We start from the raw sequence: 24791 nt of genomic DNA on the forward strand, positions 1-24791 counted from the left end.
TAGACCGGCGAATTTATAGATTTTTGATGTCTGTTGCTACCAGGTTAAGATCGTTTCCCAGTTGATGCCCTCCGCTTTCAATTTCACGAAAAGTTGCCCCCGGGATTTTATGCCTGTATGATGTAAAATGGTTAAACGGGATCTCTTCATCGTCCCGGCAATGGTAAAAGAAGATACGACTATTTTCTGGAAGATCTTCAGAGAAATCCTCCTGAAGTTTTAATCCCTGTACCCATTCCGCTTTACCGCTCCAAAATGGCGTGGATACCAGGAAAATTCCGGCTGCCCTTTTCGGGCTTTCATTTTCAGCGAGGTATTTCAGCAACAATGATGCACCTAATGAATGTGCCACCAAAATAACATCATCTCTGAGATTATCAATTGCTTCACCTATTTGCTTTATCCAACCAAAATCGGGAGCAGCATCATCCGTTTGCATTTGGGGATAGATTACCTGATAATCCTCCCCTAATGCCTGTTGCAGGGATGCAACCAACTTTGCGTCTGCTTCGTAACCACCGTCGCCCCCGCCTTGTATAAAAAGTACTTGTTTTCTCATATCTTGCTATTCATCAATAAATCAGATCAGAATTAGCGTTTATCAATTTAACTGACTCTATGAAAGAGTCTGAAACAAAGGTATACTCAGTGGTTCCATATCTTTTAAAAACCGCAGGCTGACTTCTCACAAATCCAATATTATGACTATTAATAAGGAAATCAGAGAATGCTATGAAATTTTTATCATCACTGCCGTTGTACTCTTCGAGGATTCTTTCAAGTGGCCAGATTGAGAACATGTTTTCTCTCCAGTCATAATCTGCAAATCCATTAACCTGGGTATATAATTCTTTAAACTCTCCGGGAAATGAAAAATCCATTGCCATTTCTACCTCAGCAATTAAGCCAGGAGATGCGGCAGGATTCAGTTTTATCTTTTCATTCCTCCATTGCTGCAAAATATCAATAATACTATTCTTCATATTTCGATACACGATTGAATCCTGGGGCCAATAGGGTTGCGGGCAATACTCAAATATACGAAGTGATTTCTGCTAAACACGTCGATATTTTTTAATTACGTATTCTATAACTTTATCGATTGTATTTTATTGTCATTTTTAAAGAGCAAATGTTAGTTCTTAGCCTTGCTGAGAATTGGGGATTCTATAAATTTCAGATTATAATTTACTATTACAAAACACACCAATTTCTTATCTTTATTAAGATAATCCCATTCACAAATAAACCCCAAAACTTATGGAAGCACCCAATATGGAAAGCCCTGCTCTCCAGCCTAAAACGAACCGGCCACTCTGGCAAAAAATCATTACTGCTCTTGGAACGAATCAAAGGTTTTTCTGGACTACATTCTGGTTACTTATTGCCTTTATAATCCTGCTTTTGCCGCTGTTCTATGCCAACCTGACTGGCAAAATCTATCTTGCGCCGGCATTTCTCTGGGCATTTGCCTTTTTAATGGTAGGCATAGTTACCGGTTTTATTTTTGGCGTACCTACTATTATCACCAGCGGCCCGTCTGCTGCTGATACGCAGCAACAGGCTTTGAAGGACAATAAAAAGGCTGAAAAAATTGTACAGGCCAACACTAATCTCACACAAATATCGGATTGGCTAACCAAAGTAATCGTGGGGGCTGGGTTGGTTGAGTTATCAAAAATACCGGGCTTTATTGAAAGCGTGTCAAAAAAAATGGCGAAAGGAATGATGGTACCCGGAGTAGTAAATAACGAGGCATTTGCTGCGGTATTCTCCGGTGCTATTATTGTGCTTTTCTTAAGTTACGGATTCGTCTGCGGTTACCTGGTTATGCGGATTGTACTGACTGAAATTTTCAGTGACTAGTGGCTTCGTATCGTGGTCCCTGTATCTCAAAGGCAAAAGTTCACTACCTTTATTTCAACAGACACTCACTTTTAATGACAAATCATCCTGCCAACCCTTATATGGTAGAAACATGGCTTAAAGGCTGGTCAGCCGCACGGGAATTACCTGCACCAGACCGGGAAAATGGTGTACTCTTCGTAAACGTTGGTTGGCCTCAGCAAGCCATGCGTTATGTTTTTCCCAGCCCAACAGACCAATTGAAATATCTGGCAGAAACAATTGTTGATCCCTGGGTTTTTCTCAAAGTCTGCGCCAAGCCAGAAATTGTGAACGGATTACTACCTCCGCGTTGGGTTATTCAGGCTCCCGCTTTTATGATGACCTGTAACGATCCAATGACATCACCCGGAACAGCATTACCAAAGGGTTACATCCTTGATATCAATAAGGAAGCAACAGTTCCTATTGTTAGAATATTCACACCTGAGCATGCAGAGGCGGCAGTTGGCCGCGTGGTTTTCGTTGACGGCTTCGCCATATATGACAGGATTGAAACCCATTCGGATCACCGGAGAAAAGGGCTTGCAAGTGTAGTGATGAAAACACTGGAAGCGCTGGGAACAGCGCGTGGAATAAAGAAAGGAATACTCGTGGCCACGATAGCGGGCAAAGCACTATATGAAAAACTGGGATGGGAGGTGTATTCTCCTTATACTACAGCCGTAATTCCCGGAATAATTGAATAAGATCTGCAGACATGCCTTAATTAGCCTCAGATGGCTTTAACCTCCGGTGCAAAAAAACTTAAACATACCTGCCACCTTGATTGCTAATATACCGCATCTATTTTTTCCTCTTTAGGCTTTTCCTTCACCGAATTAAACTCCTGGAACCCTTCATAAGCTTCAATAATACTGAGTTTGGGCCGACCAATAAAACCACCAGGAGCAATTGAACATTTCACGAAGTATGCTTTTCCCGGCTGGATGTTTATTGACACCTCATCGCGTGATTCTGTTCGTGCCGATATTCTGGCAAGACCGGCTTTATTAACTTTAATAAGATACCTGGAACTGTTTCTTATGCGGCATATTATTGAATCATCCAAAAATACATTATATGGAATGGACGACCCCATATCCGGGCGATATACGTACAATAAAGCGTAGGTAACGGTTTCCGGAAGCAATATGCGCATCATTGAATCGAAAGCCTTTATTCGGCCAGTCATCACGCCAGCGATATCAGGATGGTAATAAACCTCTCCCGATAAGCGGTAGCAGGAATTAAACACATCAGGAGGCTTTATCTCCCTGATCTTAATGATATTGCCCCCTGCTTTTATGGCCTGGGATTTCGCCTGCTCCAATGTTTGCTCATATCCGCAGTCGACTTTAAAAACACCATCGGTTACTTTTATCTTACCAATCTTCCTGGCGCCATCCGGCAGAACATCTTCCTTATTGATAATTAAGACACCTGTAGTATCCGGGAAAGTGCTGCCATTGGCATGTAAGTATATGTTCAGCAGGAGCAGCAAGGCAACTACTGATTTTGAATATAATTTCATTTGTATAGGCATCGAACTAATGGGTATTCCGGCTTTTGCATAAGAGCGCAATATTAGAAATTTATGCGCAATTTTCTGCTTTTAACCGGATAAATTCTTATTTCAGTGTACAGGTTAATGTTCCATAACCAAGTTGATCGTACCCACCACTGTTAGGTCCGTAATTTCCACCACCGCCCTCTGGCCGTACTTTTTGGGCAAACCGCGCGCAATTTGGAGCAGCCAGTCCTTTACGGTTTACATAATGATTATACACCAGCTCCCAAACAGGGCGGGTATTTCCCCGGCTGCCACTGCTGATGACATTCTGCACCACGCCAACGCAATTGGTATAAGGTTTAAAGGAAACGGAGTCGCCGAGATTGTACGCAGCTACATACTCTGCACCTTTTAAAAAGCGGTTATTGTCGTAACCATACATATCGTCGCCCTGATTCCAGGCCATTTCGCAGAAGGTGCCCATCAAGCCTATGCCAAGAGTGGTGTGGCCCTGATCACGACCGCTTTCCTGCCACTGTCCCAGACCATCCGGGTGAATAAAGTAAATGGCATTTGCAATGGCACCGTTACCTGCACCATATTTAAAATAGCTGATCGCTTCGTTATAAATGTCCCGGTCGTCGCACAATACGCCCGTAGCCAGGATGGAATTCATCACACATAGGTCCCAGTTTGCATAGAAATGGCTCATACACCTCTCCTTTCTCGCCAGGAAAGCATGATTCATAGGATAAAAAACATTCAGCATCATTTTCTGGAACCGGGAGAAGTCCGCCGGCGCCCACCCCTCGTAGGTTCTCATAATTTCCGCTGCATTGGCAAACTGATAGCCATACAATCCCGCGGCCAGGTTCGCGTCGTTGTTACCACCGATTCTCTTTAGTCTCGCCGACCATGCGTTCATGATTTGTATCGACTTGTCGGCATATTCTTTATCTCCCGAGATCTTCCACCTTAATGCTGTAGCATAGGCCGCAGCAATATCGTTATACAGCTGACCGTAGTTTTCACGATGGATGCCGTCACTGCCCCGGTAGACTGTATCCGCCGGATTGGGTTGCCAACTGAGCGCACTGTGTGAATTGGTGATCAGCTTATTCCAGCCTGATAGCCAGGGCTCCGCTCCTGCACCCACTTTACTTTTCATGCGGTCAAAATCCGACTGTTTATGTAATAATCCCGGGTGCACAAAAACAGTGTCGTGATTGTTCAATGCCACCTTTTCTGTTGCATTGGTCATTTCTTTTCTACATGCTGTTGCCATGAAAAATAAAAATATTCCTCCAACAGTGCTTAGTCTTGTAGCGTTCATCGGTTTTCCAATTGTATAATTGTCAAAATTACAATAAATATATCTATAAGTAACGCAGCTTGCCTGCTGATATTTTACAGGAAGAATTTTTTTATGGAGAAGCAAAGCAAGTCGCTGTTGTCGCTATAGGTGAAGCATTAGCACCTTCTAATAGTTCTTCTGATTAATTTATATCTTAAAATCATTGTAAAAGAAAATAACACCATTCAGAAATCAATAGGTAATCGCTACTTTTAGGCTGGAAATACGCATAAGTTAACAAAAGATAATACCCAAAAAACAATGACAAAAATTGACCCGATAATAGCAGTAAAAGATGTTGAAGCCAGCTCAGTGTGGTATCAACAGGTATTTGATTTTAGAAGAATACACGGTGGAAATGAGTTTGCTGTTTTAGTATCGGAAAATGATGAAATTGTACTCTGTCTTCACAAATGGGGAGAACATCATCATCCTACAATGACTAATCCAGCCATCCCTCCGGGAAATGGGTTAATACTTTACTTCAGGACAAAAAATATGGAGGCTATACGGGCTAACGTTGAAAAAACAGGTAGTGCTATTGAAGAGGATATTCACTTAAATCCAAACTCATTAAGAAAAGAATTTTCGCTCCGGGACCCGGATGGATATTATTTAATAGTAACTGAGTTTCACAAATATGAAGGTTGAATACCCATCATGAACGTAAATGACAATATTATTTCAACGATACAATGTTATTCCGGATCGCATATAACACCAGGCCGGTAACATTACGTGAACCCGTTTTCTGCAGCAGGTTATTCCGGTGGCCATTAACTGTTTTTACACTAATAAAAAGTTCCTGCGCAATCTCCTCCGCGGTATATTGCCTGCATACCAGCTGCAATATCTCTTCCTCTCTTTTAGTGATGGACAGGTTCTGCGGCTTGCTCCTGACAGTTCTCACCGTTCTTAGCTGCAACGCCTTCAACGCGCGCTCATTGATATAAGATCCCTTAGTATGCACGGCGATAATGGCTTCCTGTACTTCCTGTGGCGCACTGTCTTTCACCAGGTAACCATGCGCGCCGCATTGGATCAACTGGTTAATGAAATTCTCATCATCATGGACCGACAGGATAAGGATCTTCATTTCAGGATAGGTATCTGCGAGCGCCTGGGTAACATGTTGACCGCTGTATTCCTTGTCGCCATCCGGCGGCAGTGAGAGGTCGACCAGCATTACGTCCGGGAGAACAGCGGCCTGGCGTAATTTATCCGGCACGGAGTAACCATCCGCAGATTCAAATATCACCTTCATATCCTGCCAGGTGTTGATAATGGCTTTCATGCCTTCTCTGAAAAGAACCTGGTCTTCCACCAATCCTATGTTGATCTCTTTTTTCATACAGTAAGTATTATACAGATAATGTTAATCGGACAATGGCGTAGTATCCGCCTGATTCCTGGTTGCCCATTTCCAGTTTTCCGCCGAGTGCATTCACCCGGCCTTCAATATTTTTAAGCCCCAGCCCCTTGCCGGCATTACCATCCGGCAGTCCTCTCCCATCGTCCGTATAATAACATACCAGTTCCTGACCATGCCGTAAAAGATCTATTCTTATCGATCTGGCCCCGGCGTGCTTAAGCGTATTGTTGATCATTTCCATGATGATGCGGAACAGGCCGAGGTTTACCAGCCAGGGCAGGTCGTCCATGCGGGCTTCACAACCCAGTTCGATCTTTATTTCACCGGCCTTGTTGACCTGCTCTGTTACCGACTCAAGCGCGGCCTTCAGCCCGAAAGATTCCAGCTGCGGCGGCATCAGGCGATGGCTGATACTTCTCACACTTCCCAGCGCCGTTTCCGACAGTTGACGAACATACTGCAAGGACTCCTGCAATTGCTTCGTGCCATCAGCACTTTGTTGTTCAAGTACCATAAGATGCATGCGCATAATAGACATCACCGCGCCCAGTTCATCGTGCAGGTCTTGCGCAATACGCTTGCGCTCTTCTTCCTGCGCCTGAATATTCGAGCGAAGCAGGTCGTGTTGGTAGATACTCTTCAACGCCTCCTGCCTGAGCTTCTGCATCGACAAATTCTTTTGGAAATGCAGGTTCAGGAACACTACCCCGGTACCGATGATGAACACAATAACCGCCAGTGGCAGCAATGCATTTAAAAAACTCAGGTCTTTGATCGCTTCCATAAGCCAATAAAAAAACAAGTGTACATGACAATGGAAAAGAATGAATGAAATATCCAGGCGTACAAATTCAAACTCCTGCTAAAAGCCGTGATAACAGCACCAAAATAAAATATCAGTATGCTGGAAGAATAGTAGATGAACAATCCAGAATTGATCCAGTTAAAGCTTTTGATGTTCCGGCCGCTGGTTTCTTTTACAATATCACTCAGAAAAAAACGGTAGGTGAATAATGCCAGGATCACAATGAGAATGGCCTCCACCGTTAATGCGATAGAGTTGAAAGTGTGAATGGGCTGAATGAACAGGGTGTTGATTATTGTAAAGAGCAGGAATAATATGGCAATGCTCCATATTATTTTTGCATCTATGAATCCGTTGAGCAATGTATTATAGAACCATGCCAGGCAAAGGAATCCTGCCGCCACATATATATGCAGCAACGGCATGTTGTTTTTGCTGGCGAACCAGAAAGCCAGGGAAATAAACTGGATGATACCCGACAGGAAAATAAACCATGAGAACACTTTCAACTCCCGGGGCAATTTGCTATAGTACACAGCAGCATACGTTACTGTGAATAAAATAGGTACATGTGATAGCAGTATGATCGTTTCTGAAAAGCTCATATATCAACGGTGTTCTTTAAGGGGACCCGGCTCCGGGCAGGTATTCGGACATGGAGCGTTGAGATCCAGTACGTACTTGTCGTAAGCAGCGATGCCCGTTGAATCGATATTTGCGAGGATGGGGTTTGCGTCTTTGTCGAGTATTACGTCAGTACCCGCGTTCCACTTGGCAGGGTCCTTGCCTTTCATGCAGGCATTATCTACCGGTACAACGTACAGCTTGAACCCTACCTTGTCCTGAAACCCCAGGTATACCCGGATATGTTTGAACCTGCATATAGATGAATCGGCGAGTTCCGGTGGCAGGCCCATGGCAGCCAGGAGGTCCACCGCACGGATGGTATAGGCTTCTATCGGCTCGGCGCCTTTCCAGTGGAGGCGGCAAAGACTGTCGTATGATTGAATACGCTGACGGGCCGTTACAAGGTTCACCAGTACACGGCCTACACTGTCTGTAATCTGGTTGCAATCATTTTTGGTGGCGGTTCCCGGTTGGGCTGTGCCGGCGGACGGCTGATTTTTGCATCCCACGGCGAGCCCCAGCAATAGGAGAAGAGAAAAGAGGTGCTGCTTCATTTTAAGTGTTTTTTATAGGATTTGGTTAATAGTGCATAACAAAGATGCTGTAATGTAATTACAAAAAATGGAGCTGATACCCGGGCTTCTCAAAAACAGGTATAAATACCTGCTTCTTTTCTCAAAACAGACAATAATACCTGTTTTCATAAAGGGATGTCATTACTTGGTACCGAACATACATTTGGAGGATTAAAGAAAAAACAAATAAATTTGCGGCAAAAAACATGGAAACCCTGGCAAACAAAATCGGTATAGAAGAAGAAAAACAGCTCATCCTGCTTACTCTTAATAATTATCTTCAAGGACGTCCGGTACTGGACATTGAAAGGCTCCGGGCGGCGTTTCACCCCGAGGCATACATCAGGACCATCATAGAAGGAAAGTTAGTTCAGTGGACATTGCCGCAATACCTGGACCTGGTTGCCCAGGCAACATTACAGGAATGCCAACCCGAACTCCTTTCATATACCTGGGATGGAGATACCGGGTCGGCACACGTGCAATTGAGTTTTGCCACCTTCCGGTTCATTGACCGGTTTAACCTGATAAAGTTAGACGGGAAATGGCTGATCATGGATAAGGTCTCCTATCGACAGGAATTATCGTGAGAGGTAGTTGAGCGGTTACGCCTTATCAATAGCAGGGCAATTGACTTGTAAAAAGATAATTCTTTATAGAGCTAAATATCTTACCAAAGCCCTTACCCGCTTTTATAGCGTAAAAAAACACAAAACCAGCCGTAGTGGCTGGTTTTGTATCCGACAGTTATCAGGATAAAAGACTTTTTGTAAAATTATCCACCATAAAGATTTATCCGTTTATGAATGTAAATAGATTTTCTTTGTACTTTACAAACTATCACCGAAACAAAAGATGAAGCGTATTACATTTACTTTACTATTGATATTGTTTTTCGTCAACAGCCAATCACAGTCAATTTACGGACAGACTGATTATATATTTGGTACTATGGTTAATCGCACTGATACCCTGGTCGGATATTTTTCTTTTGATAAACAAATCACTCAGAATGGGCAAACCGTTTATTATGTGCCGGGCCCAGGGTCTGGTAGGATAAAAACATTTCAATCGCGTAAATATGATTACTTCCAGGGTGATTCTATCTATATGGAAAAGTTTGGTGGCTATCCTGCATTAGGGGGAATGGTTGATGTTTTGATTCCCAGGGTAATAGATGGCAGGATTCAGTTATTTGAATTGAAGTTTAATTGGGGCCCAATGAACCTGGCTAAATCGGACCGCTTTTTTGTAAAGAAAGGCACGGAGAAATTTTCAATTAAAAGAAAGAAGTTTAAAGAGCAGATGAGAACTTTAATTAGTGAAAATATCGATTTGCTGAATAAGATAGAAAGCGGAGAGCTGACATTTGATGATATGATAAAAGTGATTTTGATGTATAACAACAAGGATTACCCGGTGCAGTGATGCGATGAACAAGTGCCTCACACCCACTTATAAACCGGGTAGTGGTGAATTATAATTTTCTGCAATTGCAGGAAGCCCCCAACAAAGAATAAATATTATCGGAAACCCTTCTTTTCCCGTAACAGCAAATAGAGGAGACGATCCGAATTCTCCATTCCCTTCAGTACGTCCATTGACGTACTGGACAGCTCTCATTTCTTTCTTGTATTCCTTTTGGAAATCTTTTGCCGACACGCTATAATGTTACTTTGTTACACCGGTGTTACTGTTATTCCTAAGCACGAGGTTACTAAAAGTAACTTTAGTAATCTAGCTTTGTCGCTCAAACATTAAATAATAGAAATAATGAGCAAATTAAAAAATAAAGTAGCGATAGTTACAGGTGCATCAAAAGGGATAGGCGCATCTATTGCAAAATACTTTGCCGCGGAAGGCGCAAAGGTGGTTGTAAATTATGCTTCAAGCAAAGAAGGAGCGGATAAAGTGGTGAAATCCATAACCGACAATGGAGGCATAGCCATTTCGGTACAGGCCGATGTATCAAAAGAAGCCGATGTAAACAGGCTCTTTGAAGAAACAAAAAAGGCCTTCGGTACGTTGGATATTTTGGTAAACAATGCGGCCCATCAGCAATACTTACCTATTGAACAGGCATCGGCAGCAACTTTTCATCAGCATTTCAACATCAATGTTCTGGGGGCTGTACTTGCTATCCAGGCCTCTTTGAAACTATTTGGCGATAAGGGTGGCAATATCATCAATATCAGTTCGGGCGCAAGCAAAATGCCGATGGCGGCAGTCTCGTTATACTCTGCCACCAAAGCGGCATTAGATGCCATAACGATTTCTTTATCGAAAGAACTGGGTGCAAAAAACATTCGTATCAATTCTATTTTGCCGGGTGCTACGGAAACAGAAGGTGCCAGTAGTGCAGGCGTTATTTCCGTTTCGGGTGGTATGTATGGTTTTTAAATAAGAAAGGGGGGTGAATCAATTGATTTACACCCCTCTTACTTGCCCATAACAGAAATCAGTTTATGGGGTAGTGTCCCGGCAAAATACTCCCCGCCAACATTAAAACCGATAGTAAAGAAATGCGCCGTGTGGCCAGTCAAATTCCCATTTCCTTCATTGGTAAACAAGGGTACATATACATTCCCGTTGAAAGCATACCCATTAACCAGATTTGCTTTGGTTCTGGTTGAACTCACGGGATTATTTATCCCTCCACTTATTGATAACAGTACATTTCCACCTGGATTTTTACCACCCTATACCTTCCCAATAATCTTCTTCCAGTGTGGCAACTGCGCCGGCGCTTTGGCAGCCACTTCTTTCAAAAACTGTTCGGCAATTTTCTGATACTCTTTTTTCAGATCCGAAAGTGGAAAGGTTTTGTTGTGCCATTTTTTGATGCCGCCACCATCTGAGATACGCGAAGCAACAATGGAAAAGGCAATCTCGTTCGGTTTGATCAACACAAATTGAAAGGCTGGTTGCCCCTGTTCCCCCTCGTCGTAGGTGTATTCAGTATCTTCTCCTGATTCGAAGTTGCGGACTATCGTGCCCAACACATTGAACCACGCATTCAGGCACACATCCTCCTCTCCAAAATAGCCCATAGCAGGTACTACTTTCCCGTCGATCACAATTTGCAAGTGGCCGTGTACATGTGAAAAATGATCAGTGTTGGGAACGGGCTTACAGATACCTAACCCTATTCTTAATTGTCCCATAATGGTAAAAATAAATATTTATCCCGATCCTCCAAAACAATAATAGTGATCCCCGCAAGGATCATTTTCAGTTTTGCAGAAGTGATACACTACGCTGAAAAATCCACAGCCTATTTCTTTCTATACATAAATTATACAACTGCCTATTGTATTTGTCAATTGATTTCAATTCCGGGTGCTAATACCTTTGAATTGTATTTATTTAAAAGGCCAGTACGGCCATCTTTCAATCATTTACGATCAGGTATTTACTAAAAAAAGCTATGAAACTTGCATATTTATTCATGCCGGATACTATTGCTTACCGCCCCGGATTATATCCAATGTGTATTGGATCTCCGGATCTTTGCCTGCACGGATATATTGCTGAAACCCTTCAAAAGTCAGCTCTTTGTCGGGCTGACAGCCACGTCCGTTATCCTGCTTAGCCTTCATAAAATATACTTCGCTCATCGGAATGGTTAACTTGCTCTTCGTTTTAGGCAGCATATAGGTATTGAACCATGCCGCTGTAGTGGATGCTTCCCCGCTACCGGTTTCGGTACCTACCAGCACACCACGCTTGTTATTCTTAACCAGTGCAGCAAAGTAGGTGGCCGCGCTTACCGTGCCGCCGCTGATCAGCACATACACGTTACCTTTAAAGTTATTCTTATCGGGCGGATAGTTGGAAATGGAGCCTTCTGTCAGGCGCGCGTTGCCATAGTAAAACCCTGCCGCGCTGTCGTAATCGAACCGTTGTTTCAGAAAGTTCTCGGTCTGCTTTACTTCCTCTTCTCCCATTTTGGTTCCGTAACCATTCAACAGGTTTTCGGGATCATGCATCTGTATGTTCTTTGTCCGGTAATTGAAAACATTGTCGAACGGACGTAATGCCACAAAGGAATACAGCAGAGCAGACATATTCGGGTTGCCTCCGCCGTTCGACCGGATATCTATGATAACGTTGCTGATATTGCGCTTCTTTACTTCCGCAAAAAAATCGCTCAGCTCCTTGTACATAGCATTTTCCTGTAGCATAAATGTAAGAACGGTCAGGATAGCGGTAGATTCTTTATCCTGGTATTCCTTCGTTATGTAGGCGCGCCTCAGGAAAGAATTAAAGGGCAGCTCTCCCAGGCTCCGGTTATGGTAACCTGTTTTGGCGTCTACTGCTTTCAGCTGTACCGTAGTGGAATTTTTAGCTCCATACTCTTTATATACTACTTCATAGCTGGTGGCTTCCGGAAAAACGAGGCTGATGAACAAACTAAGGCTTGTTGCGGTGCGATCAGCACCCGTTCTGATGAAGCCATCGCTATAAGTGGCGTAGCCGATTTCGCTGAGCAGCTTTGCGGCAGGCATTTTATTAATACTGAGTATCTCAGCACCGAAAGGAATAGTTTCTCCTTTGGCATTAACAATGATCCTGTCTTTAAAAGTAGTGATGGCCAGCGGAAAGTGATTAATACCATAAAATACGTCCACCACACGTTCCTCATCATAATCCAGTTTCAGGTGCACATCATTGAATAACTGTACAGGAGAATACCGTAAAGCGCTTAACAGCGACGGATCTTTATCCAGCCGGTTCATCAGGGAATCCATTTTACGGCTAAACGTAACAGTATCCGTGAACTTATAAGGATTCGGATGCTGCCTCTTCAATAGCTCAACGGCGTATTTAAAATCATCTTTCAAATCCTGCCTGGTAAATCCGGTAAAAGGTTGTACCTGGGCCAGAGCAGATGTGGAGAGCAGGGACATAAGTATCCCTGATGCAAAAATTTGCTTCATGCTATTTGTAATTTTTTAAATAGTTGATATGATCAGGCGAGTGTTTCTCCCAGGCTACATTTTATTGATAAGCGCAATGATTCCCTCGTTTTCGATGATCATCATCCCCTGCCGGTCTTCAGTAATGCCTTCGTGTAAAGTGTAGGTGTACCTGGGCACATTCCCTTCCAGTACAGTAGGCATAAATCGAAACTGTACATTGGGCAAGCCTTTCAGCGCTTCCCCCACTTCGATGATATGGGTGGATACGATAAACAGGCAATTGTTGTATTCGGAGAACCCTTCCGTAACCGCCAGGGTACCATCAAAGGCATCTTTCACATTGGTGCCCTTAAACAATTCATCGAACATCAGCAGCAGGTGTTCACCGGTAGCTGCGGCCAGCGCGGCATCCTTTACCCTTACTACTTCCGCGTAGAAATGGCTGTACCCCATCGCTATGTTATCGGCCACGTTGATGCTGGAGAAGATGCCTTCGCGTACTGAAAACACCATTTCGGAGGCGGCGACCGGGAAACCGATATGCGCCATGTACATGCCGATACCGATAGATTTCATCCAGGTAGATTTACCCGCCATATTGGCTCCCGTAAGGAACAGGACATTACTGCCCTCCATCATTTGTATGTCGTTGCCCACCGCTTTTGAAATACAGGGATGCCTGAGCCCCCGGGCATGGAACAGATTTTCGGCTTTCTCCACTGCCGTTGCGTAACAAAAATGCCGCTCGCGGGATACATTGCTGACCGCGATGTATACATCTGTTTCCGCAATGAACCGCAACACGTCCTTCATAGCTTCGTTGTGCCTGTTGCGCAACAGGAAATCATATTCGGATACCGTTCGGGTTGACATTGGCTTGTAGATGTCGCTGTCCAGGATTCTGCGGATGTCCTTTTGGTGCATGAAGGCCAATAAGCCTTCCACACGGTCCTGCAACGGACTGTTTTCGCGCTTCAGTAACTCCAGCAGTCCAAAACACTTCTTCAGCGTTACGATCGTTGCCTGCAACTGCAGCAGCGTGTTTTTGAAACGGCCGTCTTTCGTGAGGCCCGCCAGTAACTTTTGCAGTTGCATGTCCACCGCCACCGCCCATTGTGATTTTCCTGCCGTAGTGTCAATATATTCCCGCATCAGGGCAACCTGGTCGGCCTCAAAAGGAAATGCGACACCTTTCTCTTCGAAAAACTCAAAAATCGCTACCCGCCGGTTGATCGCGTTGGCATCATTCAGCGGATGGGAAAACATCTCATCCATCAGTTTCTCCCCGATCCGTGTTCTCACTTTATTGAATAAAAAGTATACTGATCCCTGGCGGAATTTTCCCATGAGGTTCAGCTCCCCTATCGATTGGCGATCTATTTTAAAACTCATAATTGCTTATTTAATTTTTTTCCGCCTTTGTTTCCCTGCTTAAGAATGTCCAGTATACCTTCGTTATTAATGATAATCATTCCATGCTTATCATTGGTAACGCCTTCCTGCAGGGTATACGTGTATTCAGGTATAGTACCTCTCATCACGGTGGGAAGAAAATAAAACGCGGTGCTTTCTTTTTTCCGCAACTCGTCTGCCGCTTCGATAATATGGGAGGAGATGATGAACTTACTGTCTTTCCGGTTGGTAAACGCATTACAAATGGCCAGGGTTCCTTCCATCGCATCCTTCACATTTGTCCCCCGGAACAATTCGTCGAACAATACAAACAGTGATTTTCCTTCACTGAGTTCCTGCCCTATTTTCTTCACACGCAACACTTCTGCATAGAAATGGCTGGCCCCGATGCCCAGGTTATCAGGCAGGTTGATCGTTGTATATACACCGTCCATCACAGAAAACTCCATTGCGGCCGCGGCTACCGGAAAGCCCATATGCGCGATGTAAACGGCGGTACTGAACGAACGCAGGAAGGTGGACTTCCCGGCCATATTGGCTCCCGTAAGAAAAACCAGGTTACAGGAAGGCGCCATATGCAGATTGTTAGCGACCGCATTTTTTAAAAGCGGATGGTATACACCATCCACTTTTAAAATGCTGGTGCCTTTCGGATGCACCACAGGGAATACCATGTTATGTTTCAGGGTAACCTGCGCCACTGAAACATACACATCGATATGATAAATAAAATGCAGCAGTTGCAGCACTTTCCTTTTCTCCTTGCTACGGATCAACACATCAAAAGCCGTAACCGCGGCGAATGAAATCCTGGCATTCGGTTTTTCGTTAAACACCGGTGTAAAAGCCGGATCATTCAACACCCCGATAGCCGCCAACCGTTCTTCTTCCAGCTCTTTCACCCCTGCCATGTCCGCCGACTCCAGGTACTGTCTGAGGGCATGGAAAAGATCGATGATGGAAATAATCCCATTCTGTACTTCCTTTTCGCTGAGCGATACTTTTGTTCCGCCATCCGGGTTATCGTCAAAAGAAATGTATTTCTCTGCCTGGTCCAGCATGGCGCCATCGAAAGGAAAGCTGGCCTTCATTCTCACGAAAGCAGTAATGATGTTGATCCGTTTAATGATCGCTTCCCTGTTGTTCAGTGGTTTCCTGAACATCGCTTCCATAATGGTTTGTCCGCCACGGGTAAATGAATGATTATAAATATCGTAAATACCTTGTGTGTCTGCTTTCGAAAACAAGCGCAGATCATCCATCGTCTGCATATCTGTCTGCAAATACATAATTATACTTTTTATGAAACAATTAAAGTATACGCTATTTGCGTTTTCTTCTTATCAGTATGATGATACCTGCCACCAGGATCAGGGAAGGTATAACATATTGAAGCACCATCTTCAATGTTTGCGCCGGGGCCTTTTTGATCGTCAGCCATATATCCGTAGGCACTTTGAAATTATGGTAAACCGGGTATTTGTTATCAACTGTGTAGCTGTAAAACGCATTGCCATAATCCCTTCCATCTCCTCTCGCCGCAGACATCATGTCCGCATCGCTGGAAATAATGATCTTCTGCAATTTGTTGCCGATTTTGCGGGTAAGCTGCAGGCCCACCGGATAAGGCGCTTCCTTCCTGTAATCCCCTTCCGCGACGCTGAACACCGGCGCTGCAGAGTCCACTACCAACAAGCCTCTTTCTACCCAGGTATTTGCATTGTTATGTAAAGTGGTAATCTGTTCTACCTTAAATCCTGTAGTATCAGAATAGCTTAATACACTGGCGCCAATGATGGCGGTATAGCAGGCCTTGATGATACCGTTCCTCAGGTAGAAAAACGGTTGCTCATCCGCCATGTCCGAGCCTTTCTTAGCAATCAATCCTAAAAACTTGTGCGGCATATCCTGCGGGTTCACCTGTACAATAGTGCCTTCATCCGCATTTACCCCCACATGATTCAGAATAGGGTTCATGATAAACTGCTTGCCTGGTTCGGAATAGAACATGGCATTTCCTCCCCTGTCGATATACCGTTTAACGCTGTCGATAATGGCATTATCCAATATTGACTTCGGATCAGAAACCACCAGTACATCATTGGGCTTAAACCTGCCGGGGCCCACCGCCGGGATGGTGTCGAAATTCAACCCCATATTAATCATCGCGCTCCTGGAAGCTTTATTGACAGCATGGTTCCCATATTCCCGTTCGCCGAACTTAAGAGGTGAACGTTCATAGTGCCCGGTAAGAAATTTAAACGTGGGCGTTGTATCATTCACTAAACGCAACAGGCTGCCGGAAACATGCTTCTCATACGGAAATACCTCCGGGTCCGGGTATGTTCTCAGGATCGTCTTTTTCCCTTTATACTCCACCTCCATCAATAAGCCTTTCGCTTCCGATTCCAGGTCGATGAGCTTCCTGATTTCTGCTGGTTTTTTATAGATAGCGAGATCGGTTTTATACATTTCCGCATACTTCTCCGCGATTTCATCCAACGATTTGCCCGGGTATGACTGGAATATCGAACTGTCCCCCTTGTTTACATCGTAATAATACACGTATTTAAACTCCATATTATTATAAAAGCGGCGGTACCTGGCCCAGAAGTTCCACAGATAGGCATTGCGCGCAGTGGGCAAGCCACTGCCCAGGTTATACCCCAACAGGTTAGTGTATAACGTTACCTTCAGTGGCGATCCGTCCAGCTGTTTCAATACTCCCTGGGTGTTTTCATGCAGTGTATTTATCTTGCCTCTCGTCACATCCCAATAGCCGATCAGTCCGTGCCGGGAGGTAACAACGAGTATAACAACCGTTATCGCAAACGCCGTCAGGTACCTGCCTGCCGATACACGCCACGACTTTGACTCGGTAACAGATTTCGTTTTGATGATGGTGAATATGATAAAAAGGGAAATAATGCTGAAGAAGTAGACAAGGTCCTTCGTGGTAATCATGCCAGACAGAAAACTCTCTACTCTTCCCGAGCTGGAAAGGAAATAGGTGACATCCCGCACGTAATCCGTTCCCTGGAACAGCATACCCAGCATGGTGAACATGATCAGCACCACAAATGTTCCGATCCCCGCAACAATCGGATAGGAGGTTAAACTGGAGATATACATACCTACCGCCACATACATCGCCGCAAGTAAAAAGAAACCCAGCACCATCGCCATAATGTGCAGGAACTCTACATTCTTAATAGAAAAGGTCAGTATGATCACCTCCGCCAGGAAAATCAGGATCATCAGGCATACAAAACTGTATACACCCAAAAACTTACCCAGGATGATCTGGCGTGTTTTCAAAGGCGATGAATGAAGCAACTTAATGGTTCCGGCAGCATATTCACGGTTAATCACACCCATGGTCAACAACGGAATGAACAAAAAGAAGATCATCATCACCGTATCGAGCCCTTTGCCGATCACCACCCGGGTTAGCGGCAAATTGAGAAAACCACTGAAAGCACTTCCCTGCAACTCAAGCAAGGTGTCCTGCTGCAGCGCAGTATCTGCCAGATTTCCCATGATGATGCCCGCACTGGACATCAGGAATAAAATCAATACAAACCATGCGATCGGCGAAAAGAAGAAATATCGTAATTCCGCCCGCGCTATATTAAAAACTACTCTCATTAGTGTAATGTTGAAGAAGAATTTGATGATAATTGTTTGAATACATTGTCCATACCGGAAGATTCGATGTGAATAGAAGTGAGCCTCCAGTTTTTCTCCGCACTCTTCCTCACGATTCTTTCAGCCAGATCGTCGTTAGGCTGGAAATAGATCCGGCATTTGTTATCCGGCAGCAACTCTACTTTCTGTACATCTTCCATCTCCATCAATTCTTCCGGCGGAGGCATATGGAGCATTCTGACCATCATGGTATTGGGCTGGAGAATGTTGTTGAAAGCATCGAGGGTATCAGAAAACACCACCTGTCCTGATTCGATCATGATGATCTCTCTGGCGAGCAGGTTAATTTCGGACAATACATGCGACGATAATAATACCGCACGGTCCTGCGCAATTTCTTTAATCAGTTTCCTTGCTTCGATGATCTGGTTGGGATCAAGACCATTGGTGGGCTCGTCGAGGATCACCACTTTCGGTTTGTTGATGATGGATTGCGCGATACCTACCCGCTGGCGGTATCCGCCCGACAAATTCTTTATAAGGCGTGACCTCATCTGTGTAATGGACGTTTTCTCCAGTACTTCGTCCACAGCGCTTTTAATCAGGCGCCTATCCATCAACCTCAGCTGCGCGGAATACTCCAGGTACTCCTGCACAGTGAAGTCCAGATACAGAGGTGCCTGCTGTGGTAAAAACCCGATCTGCTTTTTATATTCAATAGGATCATCTTTGATGTTCAACCCATTGATGGAAACATTCCCTTCCGTTTGCAGCAAGGTGCCGCAGATGATATTCATAGTGGTAGACTTGCCTGCTCCGTTCGAACCCAGCAATCCGATAACACCGGTATCATTGATCTCAAAATTTATTTCGCGTATGGCCCAGGAACTGGCATACTTATGCGATAGGTTCTCCACCTTTAATATAGGCTGCATATAATGTTACTTATGATTAAAAACTTGGATTAAAAATGACCGATACTTCTTACCCTGGCTGCAAAAACACCCTCAGCGGTCCATGTTCCGGTTACCAACATGGTACGTGCCTTAAACAGCCATTGGGTATTCAGCGTGGTAGAACCCGGAGGAATATTTACTTCGTACATGGTGGCCAGTGTGGCGCCTGTTGCATGATCTTTCACTTCAAAACGGAAGTTCTGTACAGATGCGTTAACAGGGACCTTTATAAAATCCGACAGTTGTTCATACGCGAGATTGGTGACCATAACTCCCGCTACCGGCTCCAGCTGTACCACATCGATCGCTCTGTTATCAAAGAGATTGATAATCCGAAGGTGAGCCACACTGTCACTCACGCTACGGGGAGGCAGCTGTTCCTTTACCGTTTTTTGTTTCACCTGCGTTGGACTACCATACACAAAATGCGTGAAAATCCCGCCCGGCTCCAGTTTCAGGCTGGTTTTGAGAAAGGGTTTATCAGGCTGAAGTGTATCATTATTTCTGAACAGCGTAACCGGTTGGTCCATTTTATTGGTAGCGTAATCAAAAGAGTTGCCATTACTGATATAAGTCAGCCTCCCGTAGAATTTAGGTCGGGAATCTCCAAAATAGGCGGTCAGAAAGGAGGTAGTGTCGTTAACTCCATTCACAATGGTCAAAGAAGCCGGAAATATTTCTTCCCGTAATTCCTTCTTACAGGAAGTACCCAACATCAGTATACTTCCGGCTAACACGATCGCTTTGAAACATTTTTTATAGCTGAATTGAAACATCTTTATTGATTTAATGGTGATCACTTTTTACTAGTAGCCGATATTCTGGGAGAGCTGGTTGTCCAGGCGGATTTCGTCCGGAGGAATTGGATATAGTAGCTGATGCTGGCTCCACGGCTGTTTGTAAGCTATCTCCGAAAAAACGGCTGTAGCCTTATTCGTCCTTTTCAGGTCCAGCCAGCGATGTCCCCATTCAGCAAACAGCTCTATGCGCCTTTCGCGAGCAATGGCATCCGTTACCTGCTGATCGGTTAAAGTATAAGGCAGATTGTTCAATCCGGCACGTTTCCTGATAGCGTTCAGATCATCGATCACCGAATTTTTATTGGCCGCGCCCCGCAACATATTCGCTTCCGCCCTTATCAGGTACATTTCCGCGAGCCGCATCACTACATAATATTCGGACCTGTCGCCTCCAAACACTTTGTTGTTGGCATTGATCTTATACTTGGCCGGAGCAAAACCTGCAGGTGTATATGTACCGCCGGGGATAACCGCTGTCCATGCCGTTTTTCGGTTATCGCCCGCTTCAAAAGCATTCAGCAGCTGCGGCGTGAGGTACCGGCCAGTCAGAGCAAACCCTTCAGGCGTGGCATTGCCCCGGATCTGCGAAATGTTGATCTGCTTCAACTGGAAAATAACTTCCCGGCTGGATCTGCTGAACACGTTGTTCAGACTTTCCAGTTGAAATAAACCCGTCTGGCTAATCACATCGTTAGCATACTGCCAGGCTTTTTCATAATTTTTGGTAAACAGGTAGCTTCTTGCCAGCATTCCCTTAACATACCATTTATTGATCCGTATACGTTCGGTGTTGTTGCCGTCGTAATTTTCAGAAAGATACCCCGACGCCTCTTCCAGGTCATTGATGATTTGCTGGTAAACAACGTCAGGGCTGGCAGAAGGGAGTTTTTGAGTATCATTATAATCGATGGATAAGGCGAGGGGTATTTTTTCGAACAGGTTTACCAGGTAGAAATATCCCATTGCCCTTACGGCCAGCGCTTCGCCCAGCACCCGTTTCCGGTAGGCTTCAGTAAACTCTTTTGACGTAGAGGCTTTCACACCTTCTATCAGCGCATTGGCATTGAAAATTCCCTTATAGGCCGACTTCCATAATTTCGTGGAATAGCCCAGCTTCAGCAATGTAATCCTGGCGGCTGTTTCCACATAGTACAGGTCTTCCCCGCTGAGCGAAGGATGATATAATTCATCCGCCGAATGTCCGGCGGCCAGCGTAATTGCTCCGGCACTGTATAAATCATTACCCGGCTGCCCAATCGAACTGGCTTCAAGTTCTCCTCCGTTGATCAGATAAGAATATAAACCATTGAGTGCAATAGACGCCTGATCGTCGGTCTGGAAAACCTGGTTGGTAGTGATCGAATTTACCGGGTCCTTTATATCCAGCATTTTATTGCAACCTGTTACCAGCAATCCTGACAATAAAACACCGGCTGCACTTATATTGAAAGCAATTCTTTTCATACAATTAATTTTAGAAGCTTAATCTCATGTTAGCGGCAATCCTTCTGATTTGCGGCGTAGTTCCCAATTCAACATCCGACAATCTGTATTGCGTGAGTTTGAAAATCTTTGATGAATTCACGGAGATCGTTCCCTGCTTCATGCCTACCTTCTTTAACCATGCTGCCGGCAGCATGTACGACAGACTAAGATTGTCCAGGCTGATAAAAGCGCCTTTGGCATAGAAGGCATCCGATCCGAAGAATGCGCCGCTATTCGTGATGGAATACTTTGCATAAAGTGCTTTGTCGCCCGGCTGCTTCCAGTGCCTGTTTTCGATTTCCTCATACAACACGGAGTTAGCCGCACCACCATACCCGACGTTATTCAACTGATCTGCGACCAGGGAATTTTCGAAACTGAATTGTGCATCCAGCGACAATACCCGCTTGAAGTCTACGCGGAAGCCCGCCCCTCCGAAATATTTGGGGTTCAGGTCAATCACCCGGTAGTGATCGTCCATCGCCAGGTCCGGGTAATTCGTACTTGACATCCCGGCAGGTGGGAGCCCATCCCCATTATAATCTTCAAAGACCGGTGTTCCTTTCATCGGGTTGATGCCGATATAGTGTGAGTAGGCTTTAGCAGTTACGGAGGTTCCGATCCGGTACATATCCTTATAGGGAGAATCTTCCAATCCTTCAAAAGCCACCAGCGTATTACTGTTCTTACTTACCTGGAAACGTGCGGTCAGGCCCCAGGTATTCGTGTTCAGGATGGTTCCATCCAACATCAGTTCCACCCCTTTGTTCTGGATAACAGCGGGCCAGTTACCCACCACAGAAGCAAAACCCGTGAACGCCGGCGTGGTAATGCTTGTCAACTGCTTTCCGTCCCTGTTGATGTAGAAGTTACCTTCAATATTTAATCTGCTGTCGAGAAATCCCACCCTGGCGCCCACTTCAAACTTGCTGGCGCTGGACCAGCTGTATTTCTGGTTAACGGGTTGGATGAGCGTATAAATAGTCTGATCATCGTAGTCCGGCAATTTTTCCATAGAATTCGGTGGAATGTTCGACCAACGCGAGAGGTATTGGTAATCGCCTACATTGGCATTCCCCATAACGCCATAGGTAGATCTGATTTTGGCAAACGACAGCCAATCCATGTTAGCCTGTTTAAACCATTCTTCATTAGATAAAATCCATGAAACCCCTGCAGATCCAAAGTTCCCGAAACGCGTTCCGTCGCCGAAACGTGAAGAGCCATCCCTTCTGCCGTTTAAACTAACGATATACTTATTTTCCCAGTCGAAGGCAACTGATGCCAGCAGCGACGCAACTTTCAGCTGGGCATAATTATTCGTGGTTTGCACAACCTGGGCATTCGAGTAGCTTTTAAGGAGGTTATCGTTAGAAAACATCATCCCTATCACCGACACTGCATCCTGATCCGCGTAACTGTAGTCTGCAGCCAGGGAAACAGATACCCTGGCGCCACCAAACAGTTTAACATAGTTGATATTCGGCCTTATCAGCAGGCTCTTTCCCGAACCGATCCCATACAGGGCCATGCTCAAGGGAGAAAACATGGGATCTTTCCCTGCTTTAGGCATATAATAGCCGGATTTATTGGAGAAAAATTCCCCGCTAACACGAACGCCCGCCGTGAGGTCCTTGAATATTTCGTAAGTAAACCCAACATTGGTCTGACTTTTCAGCGTTTGATTCTCACTCCAGTTTTTAATATCCCTGAATGGATAAATGGACCCAAACTGGTTCCTGTACGGAACAAAATTATATTGCCCTTTATCATCATACATCCCCGGAGCATTGGGCGCCAGCGAGAAAAAGTCTAACGTAGCAGCAGTTTCATTGTTGGAATAGGTATTGTTGGAAGAAAGTTCCACCATCAGTTTACCGTTCGGGCTGCGGTGGTTGAAAGACACTCCCACGGTTAAACGATTGTTTCCCCTGCCCTGGTTGTACATTTCCGTTGTGGAAGTATATCCTATGCTCACACGGTACGTATTCTGCAGCAGCCCACCTTCCACGCTCAACTGCACATCATTGGACTGTTCATTTTTGAAGAAGAGGCGTTGCCAGTCGGTATACGCTTTCTGGTCCCAGATCGTGAGATCCGGGGCATTATCCTTAGTAGGAAAAGATGCGTCATTCAGCATAGCTTCCCTTCTCGCCGCCAGGTACTGTTCAGTATTCATCATATTCATGTAACGCTGCACGCCGGAAAATACTTTGGAGTAGCTTACATTAAACCTTGTGGGGCCCGGTTTTCCCTTTTTGGTAGTGATGAGGATCACGCCGTTTGCACCTCTGGAGCCGTACAATGCAGTAGCATCCGCATCTTTCAGCACGTCCACGCTTTCTATGTCCAGGGGATTGATCATATATAAAGGGCTTTCGGAAGTTGAATAGCCGCCACTAACAGGTGCACTTGTACCGAATGGATTAACGGATAAAGTACCAATCGGTAATCCGTCAACAACATACAGCGGGTCTGTAAACATGTTTTCGTTCAGCACATTCCGTCCGCGTAACTCTACTTTCCTGACTCCTGCCGTGTTGGCCGATTGGCTGATCCGGAGGCCGGGAACACGACCTGCGATCGCATCCAGCACATTTACCACAGGTTGCCTTTCAATTTCGCTGGCTTTCACCGTGGCGATATTGGCGGTGCCGATTCTTTTATTGGTAGTACCCAGAACAGTGATCTGCACTTCATCCAGTTTGTTTTCGGAAAGTATCAGCTCCGTGCTGTACGATTTGACATTAAAAACCGGTTCCGTTATTTTAAACAGATGGTCCACATACCCGATATAGCTAATCCTCATCTGATCGCCCAATTTTACCGGCACCTGGACTGATCCGTTTCCTGCGGTCAGGTAGTTCCGTTTGTCGGTAAGATTGCTGATAGTAGCGCTGACCAACGGTGTAAAACCGGAAGAATAGACAAAGACATTTATCATTTCCTGTTTCTGCACCGTATCAACGGGTTGGCTGGCTGCGGCCTGTTTGAACTCCTTCTGGGATACCAGGATGTTTTTGTCGATGATCTTGTAGGTCAGTGACTGGTTCTCGAATACCTTGTTGAGAAAGGCCCCCAGGTCAACTCCCCTGGCACTGATGGTGACCGGTTTTGCCACTGATAAGGCGGTAGCCTTGTACAGGAAAACATAATCGGTTTGCGACTCTACAGCTGCAAAAACTTTTTCCAGTGCAACGTTTTTACCGTTAAAGTTGATAGTCTGTGAAAGGCCTCTGGCAGATACCTGCAACAGGGCAGCGGTAAGGAGAATGAATGTTAGCTTCATGACTAACAGAGATTTGGTTGAGCCACGTTTCCATCCATAGGGAACCCGTATGCAATAAGAAATAATTAGCATAGCTTTGCATCGTCCGTCCTTTTCATAAAGGGCGGAATGTTTAAGTGAATAAATAAGCAGTCTTTAACCTGATTGT

The 24791-nt window shown here is 44.9% G+C and carries 23 protein-coding genes; 6 read left to right on the forward strand and 17 right to left on the reverse strand.

The annotated features are described in order from the left end of the window. Positions 1-13 precede the first annotated feature (13 nt). Together PV783_RS22305 and PV783_RS22310 are read right to left on the reverse strand one after the other, a co-directional pair. Positions 14-559 carry an alpha/beta fold hydrolase gene (locus PV783_RS22305; RefSeq protein WP_420989621.1) on the reverse strand — a complete coding sequence of 182 codons (546 nt, stop codon included), beginning with the start codon at positions 557-559 and terminating at the stop codon, positions 14-16. 13 nt (positions 560-572) lie between these two features. Continuing rightward, the gene (locus tag PV783_RS22310) at positions 573-983 is read right to left on the reverse strand and encodes an SMI1/KNR4 family protein (RefSeq protein WP_420989622.1); all 411 of its coding nucleotides are present in this window, start codon (positions 981-983) and stop codon (positions 573-575) included. Between the two features lie 277 nt (positions 984-1260). Between PV783_RS22310 and PV783_RS22315 the strand changes: the two genes are divergently transcribed. Next, on the forward strand, positions 1261-1866 hold the full coding sequence (locus tag PV783_RS22315) for a hypothetical protein (protein WP_420989623.1): 606 nt from the start codon (positions 1261-1263) through the stop codon (positions 1864-1866). Between the two features lie 74 nt (positions 1867-1940). Beyond that, a complete protein-coding gene (locus PV783_RS22320; RefSeq protein ID WP_420989624.1) occupies positions 1941-2594 on the forward strand; it encodes a GNAT family N-acetyltransferase in 654 nt (217 codons plus the stop codon). 83 nt (positions 2595-2677) lie between these two features. Here PV783_RS22320 and PV783_RS22325 read toward each other — a convergent pair whose 3' ends face one another. After that, positions 2678-3418, reverse strand: a complete 741-nt coding sequence (locus tag PV783_RS22325; protein WP_420989625.1) for a hypothetical protein — start codon at positions 3416-3418, stop codon at positions 2678-2680. A 97-nt stretch (positions 3419-3515) separates the two neighbouring features. After that, positions 3516-4682, reverse strand: a complete 1167-nt coding sequence (locus tag PV783_RS22330; RefSeq protein WP_420989626.1) for an alginate lyase family protein — start codon at positions 4680-4682, stop codon at positions 3516-3518. Between the two features lie 330 nt (positions 4683-5012). Between PV783_RS22330 and PV783_RS22335 the strand changes: the two genes are divergently transcribed. Continuing rightward, positions 5013-5402, forward strand: a complete 390-nt coding sequence (locus PV783_RS22335; protein WP_420989627.1) for a VOC family protein — start codon at positions 5013-5015, stop codon at positions 5400-5402. Positions 5403-5430: 28 nt separating this feature from the next. On the opposite strand, the gene PV783_RS22340 is transcribed toward PV783_RS22335, so the two are convergent. From PV783_RS22340 to PV783_RS22355, 4 genes are read right to left on the reverse strand one after another with little or no spacing between them, the layout of a single operon-like run. After that, complete coding sequence (locus tag PV783_RS22340) at positions 5431-6102, reverse strand: response regulator (protein ID WP_420989628.1); 672 nt, start codon at positions 6100-6102, stop codon at positions 5431-5433. A 10-nt stretch (positions 6103-6112) separates the two neighbouring features. Then, on the reverse strand, positions 6113-6907 hold the full coding sequence (locus PV783_RS22345) for a sensor histidine kinase (RefSeq protein WP_420989629.1): 795 nt from the start codon (positions 6905-6907) through the stop codon (positions 6113-6115). Then, entirely contained in the window at positions 6886-7533 is a 648-nt protein-coding gene (locus PV783_RS22350) for a hypothetical protein (RefSeq protein WP_420989630.1), read from the reverse strand. Before PV783_RS22350 ends, PV783_RS22345 begins: the two co-directional genes overlap by 22 nt. A 3-nt stretch (positions 7534-7536) precedes the next feature. Further along, positions 7537-8109, reverse strand: a complete 573-nt coding sequence (locus tag PV783_RS22355) for a hypothetical protein (protein ID WP_420989631.1) — start codon at positions 8107-8109, stop codon at positions 7537-7539. Positions 8110-8336: 227 nt separating this feature from the next. On the opposite strand from PV783_RS22355, the gene PV783_RS22360 reads away from it, so the two are divergent. From PV783_RS22360 to PV783_RS22370, 3 genes are all read left to right on the forward strand, one after another. Beyond that, positions 8337-8720, forward strand: coding sequence for a nuclear transport factor 2 family protein (locus PV783_RS22360; RefSeq protein WP_420989632.1), 384 nt, complete (start codon positions 8337-8339; stop codon positions 8718-8720). Between the two features lie 265 nt (positions 8721-8985). Continuing rightward, complete coding sequence (locus PV783_RS22365; RefSeq protein ID WP_420989633.1) at positions 8986-9558, forward strand: hypothetical protein; 573 nt, start codon at positions 8986-8988, stop codon at positions 9556-9558. Between the two features lie 345 nt (positions 9559-9903). After that, a complete protein-coding gene (locus tag PV783_RS22370; RefSeq protein WP_420989634.1) occupies positions 9904-10530 on the forward strand; it encodes an SDR family NAD(P)-dependent oxidoreductase in 627 nt (208 codons plus the stop codon). A 299-nt stretch (positions 10531-10829) separates the two neighbouring features. Here PV783_RS22370 and PV783_RS22375 read toward each other — a convergent pair whose 3' ends face one another. The 9 genes from PV783_RS22375 to PV783_RS22415 form a co-directional block, all read right to left on the reverse strand. Then, complete coding sequence (locus tag PV783_RS22375) at positions 10830-11294, reverse strand: hypothetical protein (RefSeq protein ID WP_420989635.1); 465 nt, start codon at positions 11292-11294, stop codon at positions 10830-10832. Positions 11295-11588: 294 nt separating this feature from the next. Continuing rightward, positions 11589-13070, reverse strand: a complete 1482-nt coding sequence (locus tag PV783_RS22380) for a S41 family peptidase (protein ID WP_420989636.1) — start codon at positions 13068-13070, stop codon at positions 11589-11591. Between the two features lie 54 nt (positions 13071-13124). Beyond that, positions 13125-14444 (reverse strand): MutS-related protein, encoded by a 1320-nt coding sequence (locus tag PV783_RS22385; protein WP_420989637.1) that lies wholly within the window; start codon positions 14442-14444, stop codon positions 13125-13127. Beyond that, on the reverse strand, positions 14441-15754 hold the full coding sequence (locus PV783_RS22390; RefSeq protein ID WP_420989638.1) for a MutS-related protein: 1314 nt from the start codon (positions 15752-15754) through the stop codon (positions 14441-14443). The genes PV783_RS22385 and PV783_RS22390 overlap by 4 nt, the downstream gene beginning before the upstream one ends. A 34-nt stretch (positions 15755-15788) precedes the next feature. Next, entirely contained in the window at positions 15789-18113 is a 2325-nt protein-coding gene (locus PV783_RS22395) for an ABC transporter permease subunit (RefSeq protein ID WP_420989639.1), read from the reverse strand. Continuing rightward, positions 18113-19048 carry an ABC transporter ATP-binding protein gene (locus tag PV783_RS22400; RefSeq protein ID WP_420989640.1) on the reverse strand — a complete coding sequence of 312 codons (936 nt, stop codon included), beginning with the start codon at positions 19046-19048 and terminating at the stop codon, positions 18113-18115. The genes PV783_RS22395 and PV783_RS22400 overlap by 1 nt, the downstream gene beginning before the upstream one ends. A 29-nt stretch (positions 19049-19077) precedes the next feature. Continuing rightward, positions 19078-19845 (reverse strand): hypothetical protein, encoded by a 768-nt coding sequence (locus PV783_RS22405; RefSeq protein ID WP_420989641.1) that lies wholly within the window; start codon positions 19843-19845, stop codon positions 19078-19080. A gap of 30 nt (positions 19846-19875) precedes the next feature. Continuing rightward, positions 19876-21333, reverse strand: coding sequence for a RagB/SusD family nutrient uptake outer membrane protein (locus PV783_RS22410; RefSeq protein WP_420989642.1), 1458 nt, complete (start codon positions 21331-21333; stop codon positions 19876-19878). A gap of 10 nt (positions 21334-21343) precedes the next feature. Next, positions 21344-24643, reverse strand: a complete 3300-nt coding sequence (locus PV783_RS22415) for a SusC/RagA family TonB-linked outer membrane protein (RefSeq protein WP_420989643.1) — start codon at positions 24641-24643, stop codon at positions 21344-21346. Positions 24644-24791 lie beyond the last annotated feature (148 nt).

The organism is Chitinophaga sp. CC14, from assembly GCF_048957795.1.
GTDB classification, from domain to species: Bacteria; Bacteroidota; Bacteroidia; order Chitinophagales; family Chitinophagaceae; genus Chitinophaga; species Chitinophaga ginsengisegetis.

Coding starts and splice junctions, on each gene's coding strand:
- PV783_RS22305 (WP_420989621.1), bottom strand. CDS start 559: ATGAGAAAACAAGTACTTTTTATACAAGGCGGGGGCGACGGTGGTTAC.
- PV783_RS22310 (WP_420989622.1), bottom strand. CDS start 983: ATGAAGAATAGTATTATTGATATTTTGCAGCAATGGAGGAATGAAAAG.
- PV783_RS22315 (WP_420989623.1), top strand. CDS start 1,261: ATGGAAGCACCCAATATGGAAAGCCCTGCTCTCCAGCCTAAAACGAAC.
- PV783_RS22320 (WP_420989624.1), top strand. CDS start 1,941: ATGACAAATCATCCTGCCAACCCTTATATGGTAGAAACATGGCTTAAA.
- PV783_RS22325 (WP_420989625.1), bottom strand. CDS start 3,418: ATGAAATTATATTCAAAATCAGTAGTTGCCTTGCTGCTCCTGCTGAAC.
- PV783_RS22330 (WP_420989626.1), bottom strand. CDS start 4,682: ATGGCAACAGCATGTAGAAAAGAAATGACCAATGCAACAGAAAAGGTG.
- PV783_RS22335 (WP_420989627.1), top strand. CDS start 5,013: ATGACAAAAATTGACCCGATAATAGCAGTAAAAGATGTTGAAGCCAGC.
- PV783_RS22340 (WP_420989628.1), bottom strand. CDS start 6,102: ATGAAAAAAGAGATCAACATAGGATTGGTGGAAGACCAGGTTCTTTTC.
- PV783_RS22345 (WP_420989629.1), bottom strand. CDS start 6,907: ATGGAAGCGATCAAAGACCTGAGTTTTTTAAATGCATTGCTGCCACTG.
- PV783_RS22350 (WP_420989630.1), bottom strand. CDS start 7,533: ATGAGCTTTTCAGAAACGATCATACTGCTATCACATGTACCTATTTTA.
- PV783_RS22355 (WP_420989631.1), bottom strand. CDS start 8,109: ATGAAGCAGCACCTCTTTTCTCTTCTCCTATTGCTGGGGCTCGCCGTG.
- PV783_RS22360 (WP_420989632.1), top strand. CDS start 8,337: ATGGAAACCCTGGCAAACAAAATCGGTATAGAAGAAGAAAAACAGCTC.
- PV783_RS22365 (WP_420989633.1), top strand. CDS start 8,986: ATGAAGCGTATTACATTTACTTTACTATTGATATTGTTTTTCGTCAAC.
- PV783_RS22370 (WP_420989634.1), top strand. CDS start 9,904: ATGAGCAAATTAAAAAATAAAGTAGCGATAGTTACAGGTGCATCAAAA.
- PV783_RS22375 (WP_420989635.1), bottom strand. CDS start 11,294: ATGGGACAATTAAGAATAGGGTTAGGTATCTGTAAGCCCGTTCCCAAC.
- PV783_RS22380 (WP_420989636.1), bottom strand. CDS start 13,070: ATGAAGCAAATTTTTGCATCAGGGATACTTATGTCCCTGCTCTCCACA.
- PV783_RS22385 (WP_420989637.1), bottom strand. CDS start 14,444: ATGAGTTTTAAAATAGATCGCCAATCGATAGGGGAGCTGAACCTCATG.
- PV783_RS22390 (WP_420989638.1), bottom strand. CDS start 15,754: ATGTATTTGCAGACAGATATGCAGACGATGGATGATCTGCGCTTGTTT.
- PV783_RS22395 (WP_420989639.1), bottom strand. CDS start 18,113: ATGAGAGTAGTTTTTAATATAGCGCGGGCGGAATTACGATATTTCTTC.
- PV783_RS22400 (WP_420989640.1), bottom strand. CDS start 19,048: ATGCAGCCTATATTAAAGGTGGAGAACCTATCGCATAAGTATGCCAGT.
- PV783_RS22405 (WP_420989641.1), bottom strand. CDS start 19,845: ATGTTTCAATTCAGCTATAAAAAATGTTTCAAAGCGATCGTGTTAGCC.
- PV783_RS22410 (WP_420989642.1), bottom strand. CDS start 21,333: ATGAAAAGAATTGCTTTCAATATAAGTGCAGCCGGTGTTTTATTGTCA.
- PV783_RS22415 (WP_420989643.1), bottom strand. CDS start 24,643: ATGAAGCTAACATTCATTCTCCTTACCGCTGCCCTGTTGCAGGTATCT.